The sequence below is a fragment of the Streptomyces sp. NBC_00239 genome, from assembly GCF_036194065.1.
GTDB lineage: Bacteria > Actinomycetota > Actinomycetes > Streptomycetales > Streptomycetaceae > Streptomyces.
This window is the reverse complement of record NZ_CP108096.1, coordinates 193,934-214,792: the sequence shown is the minus strand read 5'-3', so window position 1 is coordinate 214,792 and position 20,859 is coordinate 193,934. Positions and strand designations below refer to the sequence as shown.

At 70.8% G+C, this 20,859-nt stretch carries 22 protein-coding genes; 1 reads left to right on the top strand and 21 read right to left on the bottom strand.

Going from position 1 to position 20,859, the window contains the following annotated elements:
* Positions 1-8: 8 nt before the first annotated feature.
* From OG764_RS38885 to OG764_RS38795, 19 genes are all read right to left on the bottom strand, one after another.
* Positions 9-1,544: a hypothetical protein gene (locus OG764_RS38885; RefSeq protein WP_328973535.1), complete on the bottom strand. Its 1,536-nt coding sequence runs from the start codon at positions 1,542-1,544 to the stop codon at positions 9-11.
* 50 nt (positions 1,545-1,594) lie between these two features.
* Positions 1,595-2,218, bottom strand: coding sequence for a cell envelope biogenesis protein OmpA (locus tag OG764_RS38880; protein ID WP_328973534.1), 624 nt, complete (start codon positions 2,216-2,218; stop codon positions 1,595-1,597).
* Positions 2,219-2,351: 133 nt separating this feature from the next.
* Positions 2,352-2,678, bottom strand: a complete 327-nt coding sequence (locus OG764_RS38875) for a hypothetical protein (RefSeq protein WP_328973533.1) — start codon at positions 2,676-2,678, stop codon at positions 2,352-2,354.
* Positions 2,675-3,112, bottom strand: a complete 438-nt coding sequence (locus tag OG764_RS38870) for a hypothetical protein (RefSeq protein WP_328973532.1) — start codon at positions 3,110-3,112, stop codon at positions 2,675-2,677. Before OG764_RS38870 ends, OG764_RS38875 begins: the two co-directional genes overlap by 4 nt.
* A 43-nt stretch (positions 3,113-3,155) precedes the next feature.
* A complete protein-coding gene (locus OG764_RS38865; protein ID WP_328973531.1) occupies positions 3,156-3,311 on the bottom strand; it encodes a hypothetical protein in 156 nt (51 codons plus the stop codon).
* A 28-nt stretch (positions 3,312-3,339) separates the two neighbouring features.
* Positions 3,340-4,620 (bottom strand): phosphoadenosine phosphosulfate reductase family protein, encoded by a 1,281-nt coding sequence (locus tag OG764_RS38860; RefSeq protein WP_328973530.1) that lies wholly within the window; start codon positions 4,618-4,620, stop codon positions 3,340-3,342.
* A 37-nt stretch (positions 4,621-4,657) separates the two neighbouring features.
* Positions 4,658-5,449, bottom strand: a complete 792-nt coding sequence (locus OG764_RS38855; RefSeq protein WP_328973529.1) for a hypothetical protein — start codon at positions 5,447-5,449, stop codon at positions 4,658-4,660.
* 15 nt (positions 5,450-5,464) lie between these two features.
* Positions 5,465-5,992 (bottom strand): hypothetical protein, encoded by a 528-nt coding sequence (locus OG764_RS38850; RefSeq protein ID WP_328973528.1) that lies wholly within the window; start codon positions 5,990-5,992, stop codon positions 5,465-5,467.
* A 117-nt stretch (positions 5,993-6,109) separates the two neighbouring features.
* On the bottom strand, positions 6,110-6,640 hold the full coding sequence (locus OG764_RS38845; protein ID WP_328973527.1) for a hypothetical protein: 531 nt from the start codon (positions 6,638-6,640) through the stop codon (positions 6,110-6,112).
* A gap of 155 nt (positions 6,641-6,795) precedes the next feature.
* Complete coding sequence (locus OG764_RS38840; RefSeq protein WP_328973526.1) at positions 6,796-7,761, bottom strand: AAA family ATPase; 966 nt, start codon at positions 7,759-7,761, stop codon at positions 6,796-6,798.
* A gap of 164 nt (positions 7,762-7,925) precedes the next feature.
* Positions 7,926-8,708, bottom strand: a complete 783-nt coding sequence (locus OG764_RS38835; protein WP_328973525.1) for a hypothetical protein — start codon at positions 8,706-8,708, stop codon at positions 7,926-7,928.
* A gap of 199 nt (positions 8,709-8,907) precedes the next feature.
* Positions 8,908-9,291 (bottom strand): hypothetical protein, encoded by a 384-nt coding sequence (locus OG764_RS38830; protein ID WP_328973524.1) that lies wholly within the window; start codon positions 9,289-9,291, stop codon positions 8,908-8,910.
* 107 nt (positions 9,292-9,398) lie between these two features.
* Positions 9,399-10,130 carry a VWA domain-containing protein gene (locus OG764_RS38825; RefSeq protein WP_328973523.1) on the bottom strand — a complete coding sequence of 244 codons (732 nt, stop codon included), beginning with the start codon at positions 10,128-10,130 and terminating at the stop codon, positions 9,399-9,401.
* A gap of 94 nt (positions 10,131-10,224) precedes the next feature.
* Positions 10,225-10,938, bottom strand: coding sequence for a DUF6884 domain-containing protein (locus OG764_RS38820; RefSeq protein ID WP_328973522.1), 714 nt, complete (start codon positions 10,936-10,938; stop codon positions 10,225-10,227).
* Positions 10,935-11,567: a hypothetical protein gene (locus OG764_RS38815; RefSeq protein WP_328973521.1), complete on the bottom strand. Its 633-nt coding sequence runs from the start codon at positions 11,565-11,567 to the stop codon at positions 10,935-10,937. The genes OG764_RS38820 and OG764_RS38815 overlap by 4 nt, the downstream gene beginning before the upstream one ends.
* A 195-nt stretch (positions 11,568-11,762) precedes the next feature.
* Positions 11,763-12,347, bottom strand: coding sequence for a hypothetical protein (locus OG764_RS38810; RefSeq protein ID WP_328973520.1), 585 nt, complete (start codon positions 12,345-12,347; stop codon positions 11,763-11,765).
* Positions 12,348-12,725: 378 nt separating this feature from the next.
* Positions 12,726-14,045: a UDP-glucose dehydrogenase family protein gene (locus OG764_RS38805; RefSeq protein WP_328973519.1), complete on the bottom strand. Its 1,320-nt coding sequence runs from the start codon at positions 14,043-14,045 to the stop codon at positions 12,726-12,728.
* 71 nt (positions 14,046-14,116) lie between these two features.
* Positions 14,117-14,554 (bottom strand): NUDIX domain-containing protein, encoded by a 438-nt coding sequence (locus OG764_RS38800; protein WP_328973518.1) that lies wholly within the window; start codon positions 14,552-14,554, stop codon positions 14,117-14,119.
* A 28-nt stretch (positions 14,555-14,582) separates the two neighbouring features.
* A complete protein-coding gene (locus OG764_RS38795; protein ID WP_328973517.1) occupies positions 14,583-16,349 on the bottom strand; it encodes an asparagine synthetase B family protein in 1,767 nt (588 codons plus the stop codon).
* A gap of 329 nt (positions 16,350-16,678) precedes the next feature.
* On the opposite strand from OG764_RS38795, the gene OG764_RS38790 reads away from it, so the two are divergent.
* Entirely contained in the window at positions 16,679-18,070 is a 1,392-nt protein-coding gene (locus OG764_RS38790; RefSeq protein WP_328973516.1) for a sporulation protein, read from the top strand.
* Between the two features lie 90 nt (positions 18,071-18,160).
* Here OG764_RS38790 and OG764_RS38785 read toward each other — a convergent pair whose 3' ends face one another.
* Positions 18,161-18,559, bottom strand: a complete 399-nt coding sequence (locus tag OG764_RS38785; protein WP_328973515.1) for a hypothetical protein — start codon at positions 18,557-18,559, stop codon at positions 18,161-18,163.
* Positions 18,559-20,730, bottom strand: coding sequence for a hypothetical protein (locus OG764_RS38780; protein WP_328973514.1), 2,172 nt, complete (start codon positions 20,728-20,730; stop codon positions 18,559-18,561). Before OG764_RS38780 ends, OG764_RS38785 begins: the two co-directional genes overlap by 1 nt.
* Positions 20,731-20,859 lie beyond the last annotated feature (129 nt).

Below are 20,859 nucleotides of genomic sequence, written 5' to 3'. Positions count from 1 at the left end.
CTCTGTTCTCAGGCCGCCGCAAGGGCCGGCACGTGCGCGACGCCCGAGGGCCGGATGACCGGGACGGTGCGGCTGCCGCGGGTGCGCCGGTGGCTGACGAGCGGCCGGATGGGCTCCCACCGGGGGCCGATGAGTCCGGTGAATTCGGTCCAGCGGCGCTCGAAGGACTCCCTGTTCTTGTCGTCGGCGCCGCTCGGTGCTGCCACCAGGTACGCCTCCGCCGCGGGGTAGCCCTCGCCGCGGTCGAGGTAGTGCAGCCGCTTGATCATCGAGCGCTCGCCCTGGCGCAGCTGTACGCCGTCCTCGCGTCCCCAGCGCATCAGGGTGAACTCCGCTTCCAGGCGCGGGCCTTCCCACACCGTGCGCACCGACCGCCACGCCGGGCCCTTGACCGGGTTGCCGTGGCAGCCGTCGTCGAGGCCCGCGCACTGTGGGGGCAGTTCGGTGCGCGTGCCGTCGGCGCCGGTCTCGAACACTGCGTGTTCGCGCCGGCAGGCCGCCGTCCGTTCGGTGCGGCACCACCAGCGCGGACGGGCGCACCGGTCCCCGTGATGGTGGCGGCAGTCCTTCGTCCGGCCGGGCAGGTACAGGCGGCGCACCTCGTACAGGGAGAACGGGGACGCATCCAGGCGCTCCTCGAAGGCGGTGAGCACCGCGTCGTTGCGCTCGTCTTCGGTGAGCTGCTCGTACAGCGAGCGCGTCCCGTACAGCGACATCGGCTCATTGAGCGCCATCGAGGCGTACTCCATCGCCAGCGCCTCGGCGGCGAGGTCCGGGTGCTCGCGCAGGCGTGCCTCGTGCCGGTCCCGCGATGCGCAAACACCACTGAACGGGCAAAAGGTGCAGTAGCTCTTCTGGATGGGCTCACCGAGCCGCTGCAGGACGTACGCCTCCACCGCGGCCCGGTCCATCCCGGCCTCGATCAGCGGGTAGGAGGGCTCGCAGATCACCCGGCCGGCCCGCTCGTTGAGCCGGTTCTGGATCTTGGTGTCCTTCTCCATCCGTTTCCGCTCCCCGGCGTGGTAGCCGATCACCCGGCGGAACGCCCTCTGGCCGAACTCGGCGACCGCCCAGTGGTCAAGGCACCAGCCCTTAAAGCGAATTGAGCAGGTCCTGCGCCCCGAAGCCATCTGGGGCACGGTGCCGCCGGTCACCAGCCAGTCCGACAGCCGCCACGGACCGGCCTGATGGATGTGGCGGGTGGCGCGGGAGTCTTCGAGGACCAGGACCCCGTCAGAATCGCTGAAGCCCATCCTCGCCACCTGCACCACGCGCACCCGGCGCTCGGCGAGCAGCGGGAGCACGAGCCGATCCACGTACGACAGAGAGGTCGGCCACTCGTTGCCGGTGACGGCATGCAAAACGATCAAGTCGGAGAGGTCCGGCTCGAGCCCGTAGCGCACCGGGTCCTCGAGGTACATCAGCAAGATCGCGGTCGAGTCGGCGCCGAGCCCGTACGACAGCACTGTCATGGGCTTGACCGGCCGGGACGCGGGACTACGGGGCGCGGGCAGGGTGAACAGGGCGGGCGGAGCGGAAGACACGGTGTTCCTTTGAGGCGGTGAGGGCGGTGGGAAGGGGGGCGCGGTGCGGGCTACAGGCCCAGGGAGCGCAGGGCGGTACGCAGCAGCTCGGCCTGCTCGCTGTCGAGCCGTGGCCGAGGGGCGCGTCGCAGTGGCCGGATGCGCAGCACGGGGATGTCCAGGTCCACTCCGAGGAGCCGCTCGGGGCGCTGCGGATCCTTCTTGATCCGGTAGTTCTCGGCGCGGATCATCCAGGAGTCGAAGTCGTCGGCGGGCCGCCCCGAGCGGATCTCGTGCTGCTCATCGGGGGCGATCCGCGGGCACGGGCAGTCCGGATCGCCGCACGGCCTGCCCGCGGGATGGCGGATGCTCGCGGCACTCGTGCGGTAGTGCGTCGCGGTGCCGCTCAGCATGGGACACGCCTTGGCCGTGTAGGCCAGGCACTCGGGGTGGAGGCCGGGCTCGGGGGCGATGCCGGCGCGGACGTCCATGGGGCGGACGATCAGGCAGACGCGTTCGTCGAGACGCTGACCGCAGATCTGGCAGAGCCGCCGCAGCAGTGCCGCGGCGTGGCGCCGCGGATCGACGCTGCCGAACAGCGCAGCCCCGGCGTGCTCGTAGGAGATGAACGGCACCACGAGGCCGCCGACGCGAGGGCGCCCGAGCAGCCGCACGGGAAGGGGAAGACCAGTCACGCGCGGCACCTCGAGAAGGCGAGGTTCTGGCGGTGCGGCGCGTCGGGGCGCACAGGGTCGGCGGGGTGGTTGTCCATGACTCCTCAGAAGGGGCAAGCGGGGGCGCAGCCGACGTGCGGAGAGGGGCGGCCGGTCAGTGCGGGCGGGGCAGTTGGCGGTCAAGGTGGGCGGCCCAGGCGGTGAAGGCGCCCGGCGGGCAGAAGCCGGCGGCCGCCATCACCGCGTCCAGCTCGGCGGTGGTCACCAGGACCTGCGGGACGTCGGATCCCGGTGTCAGCGGCGGCCGGAACCCCAGGGCCCCGGCGACGTCGCGGACGAACCACAGGAGGTGGCCATCGCGTAGCCGCACCCGCAGGTGAGCGGAGTCGTAGACGAGGGTCGTGGTGCGGGTGCGCCCGACGTGCCGCCGTCCGCTGGACGCCGGGCGCGGGCCGGGCGCCGCGACCGTGCAACTGGTCACGAGAACGTGACGTCGCCGGTGCGCAGGTCGACGCGGAGGCGTTCGCCGCCGCACAGGCGCTCGGTGCCGGACAGGTCGGCCAGGAGTCCGCTCACATCGTCGAAGTCGAGGTCGACGACGCTGCGCGTGCCGTCGAGGTGACGGACCTGACCGGTGGTCTCCCAGAACCACCCGTTGTCCCACTCGCAGGTGCCGAAGACGACGCCGACCACCGGCCAGCGCGAGTCGGTCTCCCGGTCCGCGACCGCCTCACGGGTGCGGTGGCGCAGCGCGTCGACCAACCGGCGGCCGTAGTGCGCGCGCTGCCGCTCCACGCATGCGGTCTCGATGTCGTACAGCTGCGCGGCGGTGAGGGTGTCCAGGAGCCGGCCGAGCTCGGCGTCGAAGTCGGTGGTGCCGACGAGCGGGGCAAGAGCGGCGGGAGAGGGGGACATGAGCAAGGGGCTGCCTTTCGGAAGGGGGCAGGGGGACGGCTGGTCAGCCGCGTGCGGAGCGGGCACGCATGCGGGCCTTGATCTGCTGCGTGGTGGGCGGGGTCCACTGGTGCCATCCGGCGCTGGTGGTCCACCGCTGCATGTGCTCGCGGCGGGTGATGCCGCAGTGCTGGCAGGCACTCGGCTCGGTGATCGTCATGGGGCTCGGGTTTCGCGTCGGTGCCGGGTCACGCGGCGAGGGCCAGGCGCTGCAGGTAGGCGGTCGCCGCCTCTTCGCCGAGGTGGTGGCGAATCGCATCACCCCGGCGCCAGGTGATCGGGCCCTCGGCGGCCTCCAGGCGGGAGGCCTCGGCGACGACCTCGGCAAGGCTGAACTTGTTCTTGAAGCGGTGCCCGATCCGGTCCTCGAGGTCGGTGTATGTCTTCGGGGTCTCAAGGCCCAGCACCCAGCACAGCCGGACGGCGCGCACGAGGACGTCGAACGACGCCAGGATGCAGAAGATGCAGCTCAGGCGGGGGATGAGGGTGTCGTACACCGGGTGGTAGTCGAGGGTGTTGTCGACGATTTCCTGCCAGATGTCCTGCTCGGAGAGGTGGAACACCGGGTGCCATGTCAGTACGAGGCGGCGGCCGTTGCTGGCCCGGTGGTCGATGGCGAGCTCGTGCTTCTTGCGGCGGGAGGGCGACTCGTCGGCCCGGATTCCCAGGCAGTTGACGATCAGTGCCTGCTCGTCGAGGCCGAGCTCGTCGACGATCTGCGTGAACAGCTTGGCGGCCTCGTCGCGCTTCAACGTCGAGGTGCACAGCCTGTTCTGGGCGTCGGGCCACATGCCGCGCTTCTCGACCATGCCGAGGAATCCGACGGGCGCCTTGACCACCACGAACCGCAGCCCGTACCGATCGGCCTGCTGCCGGGCAAGATCACGAACTCCGGGCCATTCCGCGTCCTGGCCGATATCGGCGTGGACGACCACGACCTTGTCCAGGCAGCCGGCGGCCTTCGCCCACCGCACCACCCGGTCGAGCGCCACGACGCTGTCCTTGCCGGCCGAAGACTGCACGAGAAGCGCCGAGGCGGCACGGATCAATTCCTCGGGCATCGCGGCGAGTTCCGACAGCAGTGCGATCTCGGCCGTGAGCCGGGCGCCCTTGCGGCGGGGCTGGCTCGCGCTGGTCAGCTTCCGGGTACGGGCGAGTTCCTCCCCCAGGCGTGCGTCGGCCCGCTCGCTCGCGGTGAAGGCGCGCCGCCACCGGGCGCCGGTGGCAACGACCTGCGCGGCGCGCGCCTCGTACGTGCTCTCGGCGTCGGCCAGGGCCTTCACCGCGTCGTCGAGTTCACGGCCGGGGGCGGTGCGCACAGCACTGCGGCACCGGCGCCGTGTGGCGGCCGCCTCCTTGCGGTGCAGCCGGGCCCGGTGCTCGGCGCGCTCGGCGGCGCGACAGGTGCTCTCGGCGCTGGCCGAGAGGCGGATGAGGTCGAGCAGATGCAGACGGGTGGTCAGGTCCATGGCGGCAGGTCCCCGAAGTGGAAGTGGGCGGTGGACGTCAGGCGGCGGCGAAGGCCGCGTCGTCCCGGTCGGTGAGCCAGGCAGTGAAGGCGGCCGCCATGCGGGCGCTCTCCTCCTCGACACCGAGGCCGTTGGGCAGGTGCTTCTCGACGGCCGCGTCGGCGCCGTAGGTGATCAGGGCGGTCCACGGCTTGTTGTGCATCCAGGCCGGGTGCCGGGCGCTGTAGGTGTAGTGGCCGGGGTTCCAGACCTCACGGAAGAAGCGCGCCTCGACGTCGCCGAGCCGGTAGACGACGCGGGTGTCGCCGGCGCTGTCGCTCTCCGCGTCGACGGTGATCCCCTTCGCGGCGAACGCGGCGACCAGGTAGTCACCGGCCGGGGTGTCGTCGACCTCGGGCAGAGCCACCAGGCGGCGTCCGAGGTTGGTGATGTAGGTGAACTGCTCCTGGTCGTCGTCCTGTTCACCGCGCCGGGTGAGGCGGCACGCCAGGCCCTCGCGGATGAGCGAGTTGAGGATCTGCTGCTGCACCGGCTTTTCGATGCGGCCGGGCTCGATGGAGACGAGGACGCTGAGCAGGGCGTCGGCCTTGCCGACGCTCAGCAGCGCGAAGCGGCCTGCCGGGGTGAGCGCGTGGCGGGCCTGCAGAGGGTCGGTATCGGTAGCGGGGGCTCTCTTGAGCCAGCCGCGCTCGCGCATCAGGTTCAGTGAGCGCAAGGGGACGCCCGGCGGCATCAGCCCGTCATCGGCGCGCAGCGCCGCGAAGAGCCAGGTGCGCTGACGGGAGGTCGGCGCCGGGGCGTTGGGGTCAGCGGCCAGGAACGTGGACATCTCGATCTCCAGTGGTCAGCGGTACAGGGCGACGCGCAGGTGCTCGCCGGGCTCGGCGCGACCGAGCGCGTCGAGGGCCTCTTCCACGGATTCGTCGAAGTCGTGGGGCTCGGTGCGCGGGCCGTAGTGGAGGGTCGCGCCGTCGCTGCGCCAGTCGTTGGCGAAGTCCTTCGTGAACGTCACCGCGTCCGGCAGCTGCTCGCCCTGGTCGGCGAAGTACGTCTTCAGCAGAGGGCGCAGGCCAGCGAAGTCGTCCGGGTGCGCAGACGGTGGGATGCGGTCGGTGACGCGGCGGCCATCGCGCTGACGGCCGCACCCCTCGCACAGTGCCTGTGCGGCGGTGTTGTCGAAGCGGCAGTCGCCGCCCTTGCACTGCCAGAGCAGGCCGGCCGCGCGGAAGACCTCGCGGACGGTCTCCTCCTGCTGCTCGTTCGCTGCCCGGAGTGCCTTCTCAATCACGGTGTCGGAAATGGGTGTCCTCCTGGGGTCGCGTACGAGCAGCAGCCGGAGCCACTCCCTGTTGACGCTTCTAAGTTTACTCATGCATTGGCTATAGATCAAGTTAAAAGGGTCGTCAGGGGTGTGTGGAATGACCGGGGGAGGCCGGTATGCGGGAGCTGACCGCGCGGTGCGGACGCCGGCGCGGTCCGCAGCAGCCGGTCAGCTGGCGTCGATGGTCTCGCCGGGCCGGAGGAAGCGGCCCGTGTCGATGAAGTGCTGGCGGGACACGGAGGATTCGGTGTCGTAGTCGCCGAACCGTCCGAACGCGGTGTCGCACCCGCAGGTGCACGCCGGCATGGTCTCGCCCAGCCCGCTGCGGGTGAGATGACAGCCGCCGCACTGCTCCTCGGCGCCTGAGTTCTCGAACGCGCAGGCACAGAGCCAGGTACCGCACGCGTTGCACAGGCCATCGTCCTCGGCCTGGTCCGTGGTGAGTGCGGTGTTGCAGTTGTTGCACCATCCGGCGGGCCAGGTGAAGCCGAGGTTCGCCAGCCCCGAGGTGATCTCCATGTGCACGTCGGCGCCGGACTTGTTCTGGTCGGCGACGTGGACGAGCACGATCCGGATCGCGGCCACCGGGTTGGGGACGCGGGAGCGGCGGGCGGCCCGGTCGGCCAGGAAGATCAGAGCGCGCGCGGTGCGGTCGTGCAGCGCGGCGGTGGCGCGGGGGACGAGCAGGGTGAGAGGCAAGGGAGCTCCAGAGGTCGGGGTCGCGGTGGTTCGCGGCCTAGGCGGGCCGCTAGCGAGGTGGAGCGCACGGGTCCTCCAGAGGTGAAGTGGACGGTGGGGAGCGGTGGTTGGGGCCGGACGCCGTGGCGGCCGCGACTGCGGCCGCCACGCTGGCGTCACGAGGCGTGGGTGTCCTGCGGGGCGGTGGCCTGCAGGGAGCGGCCGCGACGGGTGATGTAGTCGTCCATGCGGACGAGGGTCACGCCGTCGTCGTCGGCCAGCAGGACGTCCTCAAGGAAGCGCCCACGCACGGTGTCCCGCAGCAGGCCGAGTCCGGCATAGGTCGCCTCGGGGTGGCGTGCCTGCGCGATGAGTTCGGTCACCGGCACCGGCACGGCGGACGGCTCGCCGTCCTCCAGCCAGTCCCGCACCCGGGCGGCGAACTCGGCCCCGGGCTTGGTGACGACCGCTCCGGACAGGTCCGCGGAGAGCGCCTTGAGCACGACGAGCGTGTTGTCGGAGTCCATCGCGCCGACGAAGTTGAACTCGTACTCCGCGCCGTCGCGATGCTCCGGCTTGCCACCGAACCGGCGCATCGCGTGGCGGCCCTGCTCGTCTGCCTCCAGGTGGTACTCCGTCTTCGACCGCAAGGTGGCGATGACGTGGCCGGGATAGGCGCACAGGGCGTCCCACATCCGGCGTTCGCGCGGCCGCACCTCGCTCCAGCCGGACTTGTTGCCTCCGGCGCCGCGCTTGGTCGCGTCGTCGACCTGTTCGAGGACGCCGCCGTTGCCGGACCAGAACAGCGTGTACGGGTCGACGACCACGGTCGCGTAGCCCCGGGCCGCGCATTCGGCCAGGACGGCGATGAGGGCCTCCGGCGAGCAGTACGTCAGGGGCGGGCAGAGGTCGAAGTCGAACCGGTCGGCGTACTTGGAGGCGTGTCCGTGGACCGCCTCGATGACCGCGGTGGTGGGGCCGAGCGCGGAGGCCAGCTCCAGCGCGGTGTACGTCTTGCCCGATCCGCTCGGCCCCGTCAGCGCGATACGTCCCGGGAGCCGGGTCTTGACCGCGGGGCCGAACGGGAACTGCGGGTGGAGCGGGCGAGCCGTGGGGTTGGGGGTTTCCTGTGGGTGCGTCATGGTGTCCGTCAAGAGCCCTCCGGGAACACCTCGGTGGATTCAGGGGCCGGCTCGACAGGGTCCAGGACGGGGCGCAAAGACGCCCCGAGGGCTGGAGCCGACACCCTCTGACGCTATTAATTTTACCACAGGTACATTAGGAAACGGGCAGGTCAGGCCACATTTCACTCCTCTCTGGAGGGCTGATCCTGGCCGCTTTGGCCAGCTTGCTTCGCCGCTTGCCGGGCGTAGTAGTTGGTGCCGGGCAGGACTCGGTAGGGCTGGCCTGTGGGCGTGTAGCCGTCCGGCGCGACGGTGCGGCTGGCGTACCGGTCGGCCTTTCGCTCTTCGGCGCCGGCTTTCCACGCTTCCAGGGTCTCCGCGAACCAGTACGGGCGCTCGAGCTCGTCGATCCCGTCGGGTTCGGGCGCGCGGCCGTGGGTCTTGGAGGAGGTGAAGCTGTTCTCGGACCCGAAGCCGGCCATCTCCCAGGCGTGGGGCACGTAGTACCGGTAGCGGCCCCCGGTCTGCCGATCCACCTTGAAGGGCTTCTCCCCGGAGTCCGGATCCGGCTGCTTGGCACGGCGGGGGTCGATGGTCGGACGGGCCGGCGCCCACTTCCCCTTCCCCGCTCGCCGCTCCATCGGGCTCTCGTCCGCATTCATGTAGCCGACGGCCTTGAGGAAGGCGACGACCACTTCGCGCGGGTAGAGCGGCGGCGTGTCGCCGCTTCCTTCCGGAGCCTCGCCCTCCAGTGCCTCAGTCTCCGGCGCCTCCCCTTCCAGGGCCTCGCCCTCCAGGTCCTCGGCCTCTCTGGCGTTGTCCTCCAGTGCCTTGGCGACTAGGCGCAGCGGCGGCAGCCCGCCGCTCTTTCGCGGCACCGCGTGCCATTTCTGCGCGGCTGTCCGGCCCACGCCGGCTAGCCTCGCGATCTCGCTCAGGTTGAGCAGTTCGTCCTTGCGGGCCATTGCGGGCTCCTTGTCGCTTAAAAGTAAACTCACGGCCGATGGTACGGCAAATTTCCAGGGTCAGATACTGGGCGGTGCGGCGCGGCGCTGTCCAGCCGGCGGGGACGCCGAAGGCCCCGGGACGAGATCCCAGGGCCAAGGACAGACGAGGCGGGGGCATCCGGGACGGAGGACCGAGTCCTCCGGCGCCGATCCGGTGTCAGCTGAAGGCGAGGTCGCCGCATCCGCAGCCGGTGTGCCGGCAGGGCAGCCGGGCGCCGTTGACCAGGCGGGAGGCGTGGGTGGCGGCCGAGTGTCCACACGCGCACGTGGCGCCCAGCGCGACCCCGGCGGCCTCGCGCCGCCGGCATCGCTCGGCGAGCGCCGCGGTGATGTCGCGCTCGGCTCGTGCCTCCGCGAGCGCGGCCTGCAGTCCGGCCGCATCCAGCACGCCCTTCATCTGCGTGATGTCGACCTGGGCCAGCGCCAGCGCCAGATCCCGGTCCGCCCCGGTGCGGGCAAGAAGCAGCTGCAGGGCCGCGGCTTGCGCGCCCGCCGCCCGGGAGGCGCCGGCGTAGGTCGCGTGGAGCGTCGAGTTGCTCATTGTCTATCCCGTTCGTCGCTCGGGCGTGGAGGGCGGCCGCGCGCCCGGATGAGGAGGAAGGCCCGGCGGGCCGGCCGCGCAACGGCGGTCGGCGTCCCCGGTGCGGATCAGTGCCGGACCGGCTGGCGGGCGACGAGCCAGGGGACGAACTCGTGGGTGATGCCGTCGTAGAGCTCCTCGTCGGTGATGTGCTCGGGCTCGTCTGCCTGGAACAGCGAGACGTGGTCGTCCTTGAGCCCCAGGACGTCGAGGGTGCGCAGGAAGTCGACCTTCTTGCCGAAGGCGACGAAGGCGATGAACGCCTCGATGGCCTCGAACTCGCCCTCGCCGACGATCTCGCGCAGGACGGCGATCACCGCGGACCGGTCGTCCGGGTTGCCGTCGGTCTGGAAGACGATCAGCGCGGGCACGGTCGCCCCGGACTCCTGGTGCTGCTGCAGGACGGCCCGGATGGCCGTCGCGTAGTAGGTGCGGCCCATGTGCCCGAGCCGGTTGTGGGCCTCCTCGATCCGGCCGGCGTAGTCGTCCACGCTCACCGTGAACGTGGCGTCGATGCCGGTGGAGAAGAACGTCACCGGCACCGAGCCGTCGTCGTCCAAGTTCCGTGCCAGGCCCAGGATCCGCTCGGCGAGGTACTGGACGGTGCCATCGCTGTAGTACGGGCGCATGGACCCCGAGCGGTCCAGGACGAGGTAGACCGCCGCCCGCTGCCCGGCCAGACCGAACTTCCGCAGACTGTGCGAGGCCTTCTGGGTCAGACCCTCCATCGTCGAGCGGACCGGCGCAGGGGCCGGCGAGGCAGTGGCGGAGGGCGAACCAGCGAAGAGCTTTTTGAACATGGAGATTCCTGTCATCGGGCCGTGCGGCCGTGGAGTTGATCTAGGTACGGTGCGCGGAGCGGCCTGTGGACAGAGTCCGGGCGGCCGGCGGCGCCTAGGGCCGCGGGATGCCGCTGCGGCGCGAGGGCCGGTACAGGTCGGCGAAGAAGGCCAGCTGCTGGCCGATCCCCAGGCCCTTGAGGGGGTGCTCGAGCGTGGGCCAGGTCGTGGCGGCGAGGTCCGCGTAGGACCGGCTGGCGAAGACCGTCACCTGCGCGGCGCTCACGCCGAGGAAGTGGGCCTGGCGGGCCAGCACATGCGGGGACACCGTGCCGCTCTGGCCGGCGCGCAGGTCGTAGTGCAGGATCCGGTCCTCATCGCGCAGCAGCCCGAACTTGGCCGACAGCGTCAGGACCTGCACGGAGCCGTCCGCAGCCGCGGCGGCCGCGGCCTTGCGGGCCGCGACGTGGTACGGGCCCACATACATCTCGGCGGCTGGGGCGGCAGGCACCGCGGCCTTGCCCATCGAGCAGGGCACCAGCAGGACCCGCGGCAGCGGCTCCCGCCTGGCCCGGCTGCGGCCGGCCCCGGTGATGCCGTACCGCGGCGCCCGCGTCAGGGGACCCAGCCGGGCGTCGACGCCCGTAGCGATCGCCTCGACCAGGCCCAGCTCGGCGAGCTGGCGGACCTCGGGAACGGGCACGCACGGAGGAACATGGCCCTCGCCATGCACGGCGGCGGCATGAAGGCCCGAGCGCTGGTGCACGCTGAGCGGCATCTCGCGGGCCGCTGCCCGCTGCGAGGGGGACGCGGGTGCGGGGCGGTTCATGTGCGGCGTCCCTCGTCGATCACGGTGAGCGGCATGGGCAGGCCGTAGTGGTGGGCCAGCGACTCGATCGCGTGCCGGTGGCTGTCGTAGCCGCGCCCCACCTCGGTGCCCGAGGCGTCGGTCAGGATCAGAGTCGACGTGGGAGAAGCGCCGTGCGAGGCGAGGACCACCGTGCCCGACGCGGTCCGGGCCCCGTACCCGTCGAACGCCACCTCGCTGCGGAACGCATCCAGCGGGCCTACGCGGCGCAGCCGTGCGGTGCTCTGCGGCTCCTCGGGAACCACCGCGGCCGCGGACACGCAGTACCGGTTACGGCGCAGGGCGGTGAACTCCGCCGAGGCCAGGGCGCATTCGATGTGGTCCAGGGCCGCGTCCCACTGGCGGCGCGCGGCGGTGCCGGCCCTCGGCAGGGTGAGGCTGTTGTTCTGGATCCAGACGGCCTGGACTCGCCAGCCGTCGGCGCCGAGGAAGTAGCCGGTCCCGGAGGCATCATCGGCATCCAGGTCGCGCAGCTCACCGCGGTCGGCCAGGAGCGTGCGGGCGAGGCGGATGTCCCACCGTTCCGCGTGGGCGACGGGCGTGTACGCAGGTACGGCGGGCCGGCAGGGGGCAGGCGGCAGCAGGGTCATCTCCAGGGAGTCAGGGGGCCGGGGCGGCAGGACCAGCAGCCAGCTGGGAAGTGTCCTGCCGCCCCGGAATCAGGGGGCCGTGAGGCGCAGTTGGCGGCTCCCGGTGGCCGTGAGGTGTCGCCCGGGGGTGGGGCAACCCACCGGGCGACCCATATAACGTAAGCCACGAGTCGAGCGTGCGTCAAATTTTAAGGGTCATTCGGGGTGTGGGGGGAGCGCGCCTTCCGTCGTCGGGCGCGCGAAGTCGACCACCGTGATCTCCCGCAGGACGACGACCGCGCTCCCGGCCCCGGCGCCCCCGGGCAGCCGCGCCGAGCCCGCAGCCGTCTCGCGCAGCCAGTGCAGCCGGCAGCGGACGTCGTCGGCGCTCAGCGGCCTGGCGGCCGCCAGGCCCTCCATCTCGTAGAAGTGCGCGACCAGGCGCCCGCCCGCGGGGGCCGCCACCCGCCGGGGCGGCCGACCGCGGTCCGGCAGTTCGTCCTCGCCGATGGCGCGCCGGGAGGTCTCGCGGACGAGCTCGGTCAGGGCGATCCGCGACACCCAGGGCCGCTCCCGCGCGAGCCGCATGTGCTCCCGGGTCTGTTCGGGGGAGTCGAGGCGGTGGCTGGTGTACTCGTGGACCTCGGTGTCGCCGGACCGGCGATAGACCGACACCGTCCACGTCACCCGCCGGTCCGCGCGCGCGAGGCCCTCCGGCTTCGCCCGCATGCTGAACCAGCCGATGGGTGAGCACCTCCTCGTGCGGTGCGCGACGGCGGAGCTGGCCGAGGTCGCGGCCATCAGGCCGGCACCCGGCGGGCCGACGCGGTGGGCCACCGCATCCCGCCGGCCCCGGATTCCCCGGAGGGCGGCGCCTGTTCGGGGGCGGCGCACCAGGAGCACCGCACCCGCCGCCATGAAGCGGAGGACTGCTCGATGACCGGGTCGCGGGTCAGCCGGGTGCAGCTTCCGCAGGTGAACCAGCCCGGCGTTAGGAATAGTTCGGGTGTCTCAGTGGGCTTGGTGTCTCAGCTGTCGCAGGATGCTCCGTCCTTCAACTGGGCGGATCGAGGGCTGCTTGTGTCTCACCAAGCGCTCGTGACTGTTATCCATCTGTGATCGTGGAATGCGGAAGGGACCGGCCCGTCAGGGCCGGTCCCTTCCGCATGGGGGTGTTGATCAGGGGCGGCCGAGGGTGCGGGTGGTCCAGCCGGCTTCGCGCCACTGGTCGGTGTTGAGGGTGCCGCGGGCGTCGATGACCTTGGGGGTAGTGGTGCGGGTGGCGAGCCTCTTGGGGTCGATGGTCGTGAACTGGTGCCACTCGGTGAGGTGCAGCAGCAGGTCCGCGTCATCGACTGCGGCGATGGGGTCTTCGACGTAGTCGAGTTCGGGGTGGAGCTTGCGGGCGTTGTCGAGGGCCTTGGGGTCGGTGATGGTGACGGTCGCGCCGAGGTCGTGGAGGGCCTGAGCAACGGCGAGCGCGGGCGAGTCGCGGATGTCGTCGGTCTCGGGCTTGAAGGCGGCGCCCCAGACGGTGATCCGCTTGCCGCTCAGGTCATCTCCGAGTTCCTCGCAGGCGAGGTCGATGACGCGCTGGCGGCGGCGGCCGTTGACCGCGCTGGCTTCGCGGAGCATGCCGACGGCCTGGCCGGCGTCGAGTTCGTCGGCGCGGGTGATGAATCCGGCGAGGTCCTTGGGAAGGCAGCCGCCGCCGAAGCCGAGGCCGGGCCGCATGCCGTGGCGGCCGATGCGGTGGTCGTGGCCCAGGATGTCGGCGAGCTCGGCAACATCAGCGCCGGAGGCTTCGCAGACCTCGGCCATCGCGTTGACGAAGGAGATCTTCGTGGCGAGGAAGGAGTTCGCGGCGCCCTTGGCGAGCTCGGCGGTCGCCCAGTCGGTCACGATCGTCGGTGTCCCCGACTCGATGATCTTCGCGAACGCCTGCCTCAGCAGGGTCTCGGCCCAGGAGTGGTCGCGGTTGAAGCCGAGGACGAGGCGGTCGGGGCGGAGGGTGTCGTCGACTGCGAAGGATTCGCGGAGGAACTCGGGGTTCCAGGCGACCTCGATGAGGTCTCCGGCGGGGGCGTACTCGCGCAGGATCTCTGCGACCTGGGGTGCGGTGCCGACCGGGACGGTGGACTTGACCGCGATCACGGCCGGGCGGGTCAGGCCGGGGGCCAGGCGTCGGGCGGCGTCGAAGAGGTGGGTGAGGTCGTAGGCGTCGGTGCCGGGCTGCGGCGGGGTGCCGACCCCGATGAAGTGCAGGTCGGCGAAGTCGGCGGCCTCGCCGTAGGAGGCGGTGAAACGCAGTCGGCCGGTCGCGGTGTGCTTGGCGAGGAGGTCGTCCAGGTCGCGCTCGAAGAACGGGGCCTTCCCGGAGTTCAGGGTGTGGACCTTGTCGATGTCACTGTCCATGCCGAGGACTTCGTGGCCGAGCTCGGCCATGCAGGCGGCGTGGGTGGCGCCGAGGTAGCCGCATCCGATGACGGTCATCTTCATGAGCGGGGTGTCCCTTCGGGTGGGGCCGCCAGCGGCGGCCCCACCCTTGCCCCGTCCGGAAGGGCGGGGTGTCAGGAGGGCCGGGCGGCCAGATAGCGGTGGATCCCGGCCCGGATGAACGGGGGGATCGTGAGGATGTCGAGGTGCTCGGGGGCGAAGAACTGGAGCTTGATGCCCTCGGAGAGCGGGAGGCGGGTCTCGTCGCCGTCCCAGCTGGCCGCGAAGAAGGTGATGATCTGCCCGGAGCCGTGCTCGTCGCGGATCTCGAACAGCTCGGTCAGGTTCTCGGCGGTGAGTCCGGCTTCTTCGTCGAGTTCGCGGACGATCGCGGTGGCCGGGCTCTCGCCGGGGTCGCAGCCGCCGCCGAGGACGGACCAGTGGTTGGCCCAGGCGATGTTCGGCAGGTCGTCGCGGAGGTGGAGGAGGAGTTCGCCGCGGCGGTTGGTGATGATCGCGACGGCTCCGCGGGCGGCGGCCGGCTCATCGGTGGCGGTGGTCTCGGAGTGCATCCCCTCACCGTAGTAACGGAGTTGGGGATCATGCGGCAGCCCTCACCGTCTGGTCCGAAAACCAGGCGGCTGCCATGAGGGCCTGCATGCGGGTGCGGTCGAAGCGTCCGCCGGGCTTCAAACCCCCCTCGAGGAGGGGTCGGAATGCGGGCGGGGCGTCGGTGAGGGCCATGCGGATCTGGGTATCGGCCCAGGTGGCGAGGTTGCCGTTGAGCCAGGAGGGGACCGGGGAGGCGAAGCCGAGCTTGTCCCGGCTGGCCCAGACCTCCTTCGGCAGGCCCAGGGCCTTGGCGGCGTCCCGCAGGATCCGCTTGCCCTGGGCCGGGTCGGTGATCTTGTAGTCGACCGGCAGCCGGTAGGAGAACTCGACCAGGTCGCGGGCGAGGTAGGGCGACCGGCGTTCGAGCGCGTAGGCGGAGGCGAGCTTGTCGCTGGTCATCACCAGCGGCCTCCAGGCCGTCGCCAGGTCCGCGAGGGTCAGGCCGCGGGCCAGGTCCCCGCCCGCGCGGGCCATCGCGTCCGCGACCAGGTCGCGGAGCCGGCCGTCCGGGTCCGGGCCCCGCAGGATCAGCCGGGTGACGGCCTCCGCCGGGTCGAGGGGTTCGCCGGCGGCGTGCATGAGCTTGGCGGCCAGCGGCCGGTAAGCCTCCAGGCCGGCGCCGAGGACAGCGTCGGGGCCGAAGAGGACCAGGGCTTGGCGGACGTAGCCCATCAGGAACTCGTCCGGCCCCAGCCCACCGATCGCGACCCGCAGGCCGAGGTCGGAGATCTTCCGGTAGGCCATGTGCTCCGAGAACGTGGAAGCGTTGCCCATCGGGTAGTCCAGGGCCCGCATCATGTGCGGCAAAGCGGTGGTGAAGTCGACGTGGTCCGGCTCGACCACCACCAGCTCGGCCTTGATGTCCCGGGCGATGATCGCGGCCGTGGAGGACTCGTCGAGCCGGTCCTGGCCCGGGTAGCGAACGGTGACGCAGACCGGCGGCCGCATCAGGTAGGCCAGGACCGCCGAGTCCAGCCCGCCCGAGAGAAGGAGGGCGAAGTCGCAGGCCGGAGACCTGAGCGGGATCTGCTCGGCCAGGATCGTGGAGAACTTGGCCAGGGCCTCGTCGTAGGTGCCGGTGAACGGTGCCCGGTCCTCCAGGTGCCACCAGGTCATCTGGTCGATCGAGCCGGTGGTGACGTCGAAGGACAGCAGCGTGGCCGGGGCCAGCAGCTGGATGCCCTGGAACGGGGTGTCGACGCCGGTCGGGGTCTCGATCGCGGTGACCTCCGGCCGTAAGACCAGCGGGGCCGACCCGTAGCCGGTCAGTGTGGTCACCTCGGAGGCGAACGCGAGCCGGCCGCCGTCCAGGCGCCAGTAGAGCGGCTTCTCCCCGAGGCGGTCGCGGGCCAGGAACAGCTTCGCGACCCGCGGGTCATAGACGGCCAGGGCGAACATGCCGTCCAGGCCGTCCAGGCAGGACGGACCGATCTTGGCCCAGGCCCGCAGCAGGAAGTGGGCGTCCGACTCCCGGTCGCGGACCTCGATGCCCCAGGCGGCGGCCTGGGACCGCCAGTTGTAGATCTCTCCGTTGAAGGCCAGCAGCAGGCCGGTGGCCCGGTCGAGGTAGGGGCCGGGCATGGCCTGCGGGTCGACGATCAGCAGCGTGTTCATGGCCAGCACCGCCCGCCGGTCGCTGCTGGCGGCGTGCATGGTGCCGTCCGGGCCGCGGTAGTGCTGCGAGGCACCCATCGCGGCCACCGTCTTCTCGTGCCGGACGGCGTCGCCTCCGGCCAGTCCTGCAATTCCGCACATCTGGTTCACCCCCGAGCGTGAAGTCGTGGTGCCTTGGCGGCGGCCACCACCGGGAGCCCTTCCTGGCGTCCCGGCGGTGGCCTGCCCCGTCATCACACCGCTGGGCGGCCCCTGCCGGTCAGGGCTCGCAGGGGGGCTCACAACTCGCAAAGCAGGTTCACCCAGGGTCCGCAGGGCAATACCCTCAGTGCCTCACGGTGCGGGAAGCCGTACGACTTTCCGTGCCCAGCCGGAATGCGCCGACTGAAAATGCCCTGTCGACGCAGCCGGCCCCGTGGCGTTTCCTCGTCAGCGGCCCTGTTGCTGACCTGGTGGAAAAGGGGATTCGGGTGGCGTCGACCAGCCGCCGGAAGCGTCCGCCCAACGCGGACCTGGACCGGCTCATCGAGACCTCCGGCGCGAGCCACAAGTCTCTGGCCCTGCGGGTCAACCAGCTCGCCCAGCAGGCCGGGGTGGAGACGGACTACTCGCATACCTCCATCGTGAACTGGTGCAAGCGGGGCATGATCCCCAAGTGGCCGGTGCCGACGTTCCTCGCGCAGGCGATCGGCGAACGGCTCGGCCGTCCGGTGGCGCTTGGCGAAATCGGTATGGGCGATGCGGAGACACCGGACGCGGATGTGGGGTTGGATTTCCCGCGGGACCGTGCTGATGCGGTCCGAGTGGCCACGTCGTTCTGGAGTTTCGTGAACCGCCGCGATTTCCTGACCGGATCCGGCTTCGCCGTGTCCGCGTTCACCACCCCCGTGACCCGCTGGCTGGTCACCCCCGCCGACGAGGCCGCCGACCTCGCCGGCGGCAAGCAGGTCGGCCGGGCCGACCTGGAAGAACTCCGCGATGCGGCCGATGAGGCCCGCCGCTGGGACTCCAAATACGGCGGCGGGAACTGGAAAGCGAACTCCGTCACCGTCTGCCTCCAGGAACGGGCCGCCCCGCTCCTGCGGGGCTCCTTCGCCGACGACGTGGGCCGCGATCTGTTCTCCGTCACCTCCGAGCTCTCCCGCCTAGCCGGCTGGACTGCCTTCGACGTCGGGCAGCACGATGTTGCCCAGCGGCACTTCATCCAGGCCCTCCGGCTGGCCCGCGCGGGCGGGGACGTCCAGCTCGGCTGCTATGTCCTGACCACGATGGCCATGCAGTCCCTGCTGCGGGGGTTCCCCTCCGAGGCCGTCGATATGGCTCAGGGAGCCTTCGAACGGGCGAAGGGCCAGGCCGCCCCGCGTGTCCTGGCATTCACCAAGCTCATCGAAGCCCGTGCCCATGCCCGCGAGAACAACGCCAGGGCCGCCTCCAGGGCTCTCGCGGCCTCGGAGGACCTCTTGGTCCAGGCGGATGCCACCAGCGGCTCAGAACCCGCTTGGATCGACTTCTATCACCATGCCCGCCTGTCGGCGGATGCCGCCGAAGTCTTCCGCGACCTGAAGAACCCCAAGGCGGCCCTCGCCTGGAATCAGCGGGCCGCCGCGATGCCGTCCGGGGTGTTCACCCGCTCCGTCGGGATGCGGCTCGCGATCGTGGGAACCGCCCACCTCCAGGCCCGCGACCTCGACCACGGCCTCGAGCTGGGCCACCGCTCCGTCGACATCCTTGCCCGCGTCCAGTCCTCCCGGGCCAAGGACTACGTCCGCGAGTTCAACACCGCTCTCGGCCCCTGGCGCCGCGAGCCGGCCGTCCGCGAGTTCATCCACCGCACCCGCACCGAACTCTCCATCGCCGCCTGAGCACGTTTCCCTGTACTTCCCCCCTCCTCGAGGGGGGAAGTACAGCCGAACGTCCCCAGTCGCGTACGGATTCGTCGCGGGCGTCCGTCGTTACTTCTGGACCGGGATGGAGGCCAGCCGCCGGCTGCTGCCGAGCTTCTTCTTCAGGGCGATGTTCTCGTGGTAGAGGTTCGCGGCCACCGTCGCGAGTGCGTCGAGCTTGCCGTGAACCTCGGTGACCTGGCCCTTTGTCTCCCGCAGCTGGCGGCGGAGCTCGGCGATCGTCTCGTCCCGGGCGACCTCGCCGGGAGTCCGCAGGACCGGCCGGGCAACCTTGGCGTCCCACTCGGCGAGGATGTCCTCGGCCCGGTGGACGGTCGCGTGGCTGACCTTGGCCTCGCGGGCAAGGTTCTCCTTGGTCAGGGCCCCGTCGGTGTGCAGGGGCTCACCGGCCAGCAGTCGGGCCATGGCCTCCCGCAGTTTCGCCTCCGAGGCGGCAGAGACCGCCATCAGATGCTGACCCCCTGGTCCTTGAAGCGGTCCGTGACCGTCCGGACTTCGGTGAGCCTGGCACGGATCAGCTCGCGCCGGGGCGGCGAGAGCTTCTCGCGCTTGAGGGTCTCCATCAGGTCGTCTTCCTCTGCGATCCAGTAGGGAGCGTGCTTGCGGGTCAGTACCGAGTTGCGGCACTTGGCGGGCTGGCAGGCACCGATCAGGGGCGCCTGACCCCGTTGTTCAGGTGGCAGCTGGTTTTGACACTCGGCCGTGGACGCCTTCCACAGACAGTGGTTGATGGTGCCGAGGTGGAGATCGGCGAATGTGTCCCGCAGGAGGCTGACCTGAAGGCGTTCGTCCGCGATCTGCCCCTGGAACCGCGGGGAGGTGTCGATGTCCTCGATGACCTTGTCCAACTCGGCGTGGAACCGCGGAGCCGCCGGACCGATTGCCACTTGTTCGCCACGGCGGCGGGCCTTGAGGGCCTCGACCAGCTGTTTCGCGGCAGCCAGCTCCAGCTGGTTGTCGAACTCCTTCACCCAGTTCGCGTCGATCGCCCCGTATCCGGCCGTGGTCCGGTTGGCCAGAGCCCTCCGGGCGGCATGCTTGAGCTGGATACCGAGCGCGATCTCTCCGTCGGGCTGCTGGCTCGCGATGATCGACATGGTCCGGCGGAACATGTGCGGGCGCACGACCTGGGCCGGAATCTCCTCCAGCCCCGTCAAGTGCCTGCGCTGGTTGACGTTCTCGATGAAGAAGTCGATGTCCCTGGCGGCGTCAATGCCGGGCCCGCTTCGCCTTTGATTCGATGCGATCGAGGCGAAGACGTGGGTGTCATGCCACGAGAGCCGCTCGGCGATAGCGATGGCCTTCGCAACCGGGTCGATGATCCACCAGCGGACCTCGGACTGGGACGGATTCCGTTTGATCTTGCGGGACGTCACCGCCGGGCTGCCGTAGTGCTGGGTGAGGGCACCCCGCTCGATTTCCTGGATCTCGCTGTCGCGCATCATGGTCAACGCGGCGGTGAAGATGTAGCAGGCCGCACGGACCATACGCAGCTCTCGCAAGAGCTCCCCGTGTTGCTCTTCCCGGAAGCGGCCGGCTGCCACGGCCTGCCGGGCCCACTCCCGCCGCTGGTGGCAGGGCCCTGAGCGGCCGTTGAAGACGCTGACGACGGCGTCGGGTCCGAAGATATCCCGTGCCAGCGATGACCAGGCCGGCTCGGCCGGACCATCCGCCGGGTCCTTCAGCAAACGGACGGGGACAAGGTGTGAGGGGTCCTCGAGCCAGTCGCGGATCGCGGCATCAATCTCTTCTTGGGGGCGAGGGGTGTAGCTGCCCGGTGCCGTCTTGACCCCGAGGGCGTCCGCCCCACGGTTGCCGTGGATGGCAACGGTCCCTCCGCTCTGGACGGCACTGAGCACCATCTCGCGGCGGGCCGCTGGCCTCCCGCGGTTGCCCGCGCTGTTCGCGTTGAACAGGTGGCTGGATCGGCCGCCGGTGACGGCCAGACTCACCGCCGCCCAGATCGGAGTTCCTGCTTCCTGGCCCCGGAAGGGAACCTGGTGGACCGGGATCAGGTTCTTCGGGTCAGCCAGCCACTCCTTCAGCCGGGTGTCGTTGTCCTCGGAGGAGGTCCTGTCCGTCCGCGAGCTGCGGTCTTCGGCTTCCGCCCGCTCGTCTCGGCGGTCAAGGATCTGCGGAGCGAAGCGGTCGATGTAGGCCCAGGCCGCCCGCAGCAGGGGCCACCAGGTCGCCGGAGTGACGGACGGCGTCTTCATGATCCCCGAGGGCGTCCATTCGGCGACCTCGCTGTCGGTCTTGCCAGGCCAGGGGTCCTCCACGAGCCCTCCGCCGGTTATCACCGCGGTGAACTGGTGCAGCCGCCGGATCGACGAGACGTACCTCGACACAGTTGACGCCTCAATGCCGTCCAACTCGTCATCGAGAAACATCTTCCAGTCGTCGGCGGACCAGGCGTTGAGATCGCGGGGCATGCCCTCCTTGGTCGCCCACCGGGCCAGAACGTGGAGGCCGTCACAGACGATCCGCACCGTGCCCAACTGCCATTCCTCGGCCTGGAGGAAGATCCCCGCCTCGCGCAGAACGGGGTGGGTGGTGTTCATCATCGCGAAGGCCACTTCGCGGGCCCGCAGATTCCAGACCGGATCGGCCGGGAACACCAGCTTCCACTGGGCTCTGGCGCGGTTGACCGGACGTCGCAGGCAGTCACCGGGCCAGCTGTCCCGCTGCCCGAAGACCGGGACCGGGGCGCCGGCTATCAGCGTGCGCCGCCCGGCGAAGACCGGTTC

What these genes read in the sequence shown, in the direction of transcription:
- OG764_RS38870 (WP_328973532.1), bottom strand. Translation starts at nt 3,112, where the DNA reads ATGTCCCCCTCTCCCGCCGCTCTTGCCCCGCTCGTCGGCACCACCGAC.
- OG764_RS38865 (WP_328973531.1), bottom strand. Translation starts at nt 3,311, where the DNA reads ATGACGATCACCGAGCCGAGTGCCTGCCAGCACTGCGGCATCACCCGC.
- OG764_RS38860 (WP_328973530.1), bottom strand. Translation starts at nt 4,620, where the DNA reads ATGGACCTGACCACCCGTCTGCATCTGCTCGACCTCATCCGCCTCTCG.
- OG764_RS38855 (WP_328973529.1), bottom strand. Translation starts at nt 5,449, where the DNA reads ATGTCCACGTTCCTGGCCGCTGACCCCAACGCCCCGGCGCCGACCTCC.
- OG764_RS38850 (WP_328973528.1), bottom strand. Translation starts at nt 5,992, where the DNA reads ATGAGTAAACTTAGAAGCGTCAACAGGGAGTGGCTCCGGCTGCTGCTC.
- OG764_RS38840 (WP_328973526.1), bottom strand. Translation starts at nt 7,761, where the DNA reads ATGACGCACCCACAGGAAACCCCCAACCCCACGGCTCGCCCGCTCCAC.
- OG764_RS38835 (WP_328973525.1), bottom strand. Translation starts at nt 8,708, where the DNA reads ATGGCCCGCAAGGACGAACTGCTCAACCTGAGCGAGATCGCGAGGCTA.
- OG764_RS38830 (WP_328973524.1), bottom strand. Translation starts at nt 9,291, where the DNA reads ATGAGCAACTCGACGCTCCACGCGACCTACGCCGGCGCCTCCCGGGCG.
- OG764_RS38825 (WP_328973523.1), bottom strand. Translation starts at nt 10,130, where the DNA reads ATGTTCAAAAAGCTCTTCGCTGGTTCGCCCTCCGCCACTGCCTCGCCG.
- OG764_RS38820 (WP_328973522.1), bottom strand. Translation starts at nt 10,938, where the DNA reads ATGAACCGCCCCGCACCCGCGTCCCCCTCGCAGCGGGCAGCGGCCCGC.
- OG764_RS38815 (WP_328973521.1), bottom strand. Translation starts at nt 11,567, where the DNA reads ATGACCCTGCTGCCGCCTGCCCCCTGCCGGCCCGCCGTACCTGCGTAC.
- OG764_RS38810 (WP_328973520.1), bottom strand. Translation starts at nt 12,347, where the DNA reads ATGGCCGCGACCTCGGCCAGCTCCGCCGTCGCGCACCGCACGAGGAGG.
- OG764_RS38805 (WP_328973519.1), bottom strand. Translation starts at nt 14,045, where the DNA reads ATGAAGATGACCGTCATCGGATGCGGCTACCTCGGCGCCACCCACGCC.
- OG764_RS38800 (WP_328973518.1), bottom strand. Translation starts at nt 14,554, where the DNA reads ATGCACTCCGAGACCACCGCCACCGATGAGCCGGCCGCCGCCCGCGGA.
- OG764_RS38795 (WP_328973517.1), bottom strand. Translation starts at nt 16,349, where the DNA reads ATGTGCGGAATTGCAGGACTGGCCGGAGGCGACGCCGTCCGGCACGAG.
- OG764_RS38785 (WP_328973515.1), bottom strand. Translation starts at nt 18,559, where the DNA reads ATGGCGGTCTCTGCCGCCTCGGAGGCGAAACTGCGGGAGGCCATGGCC.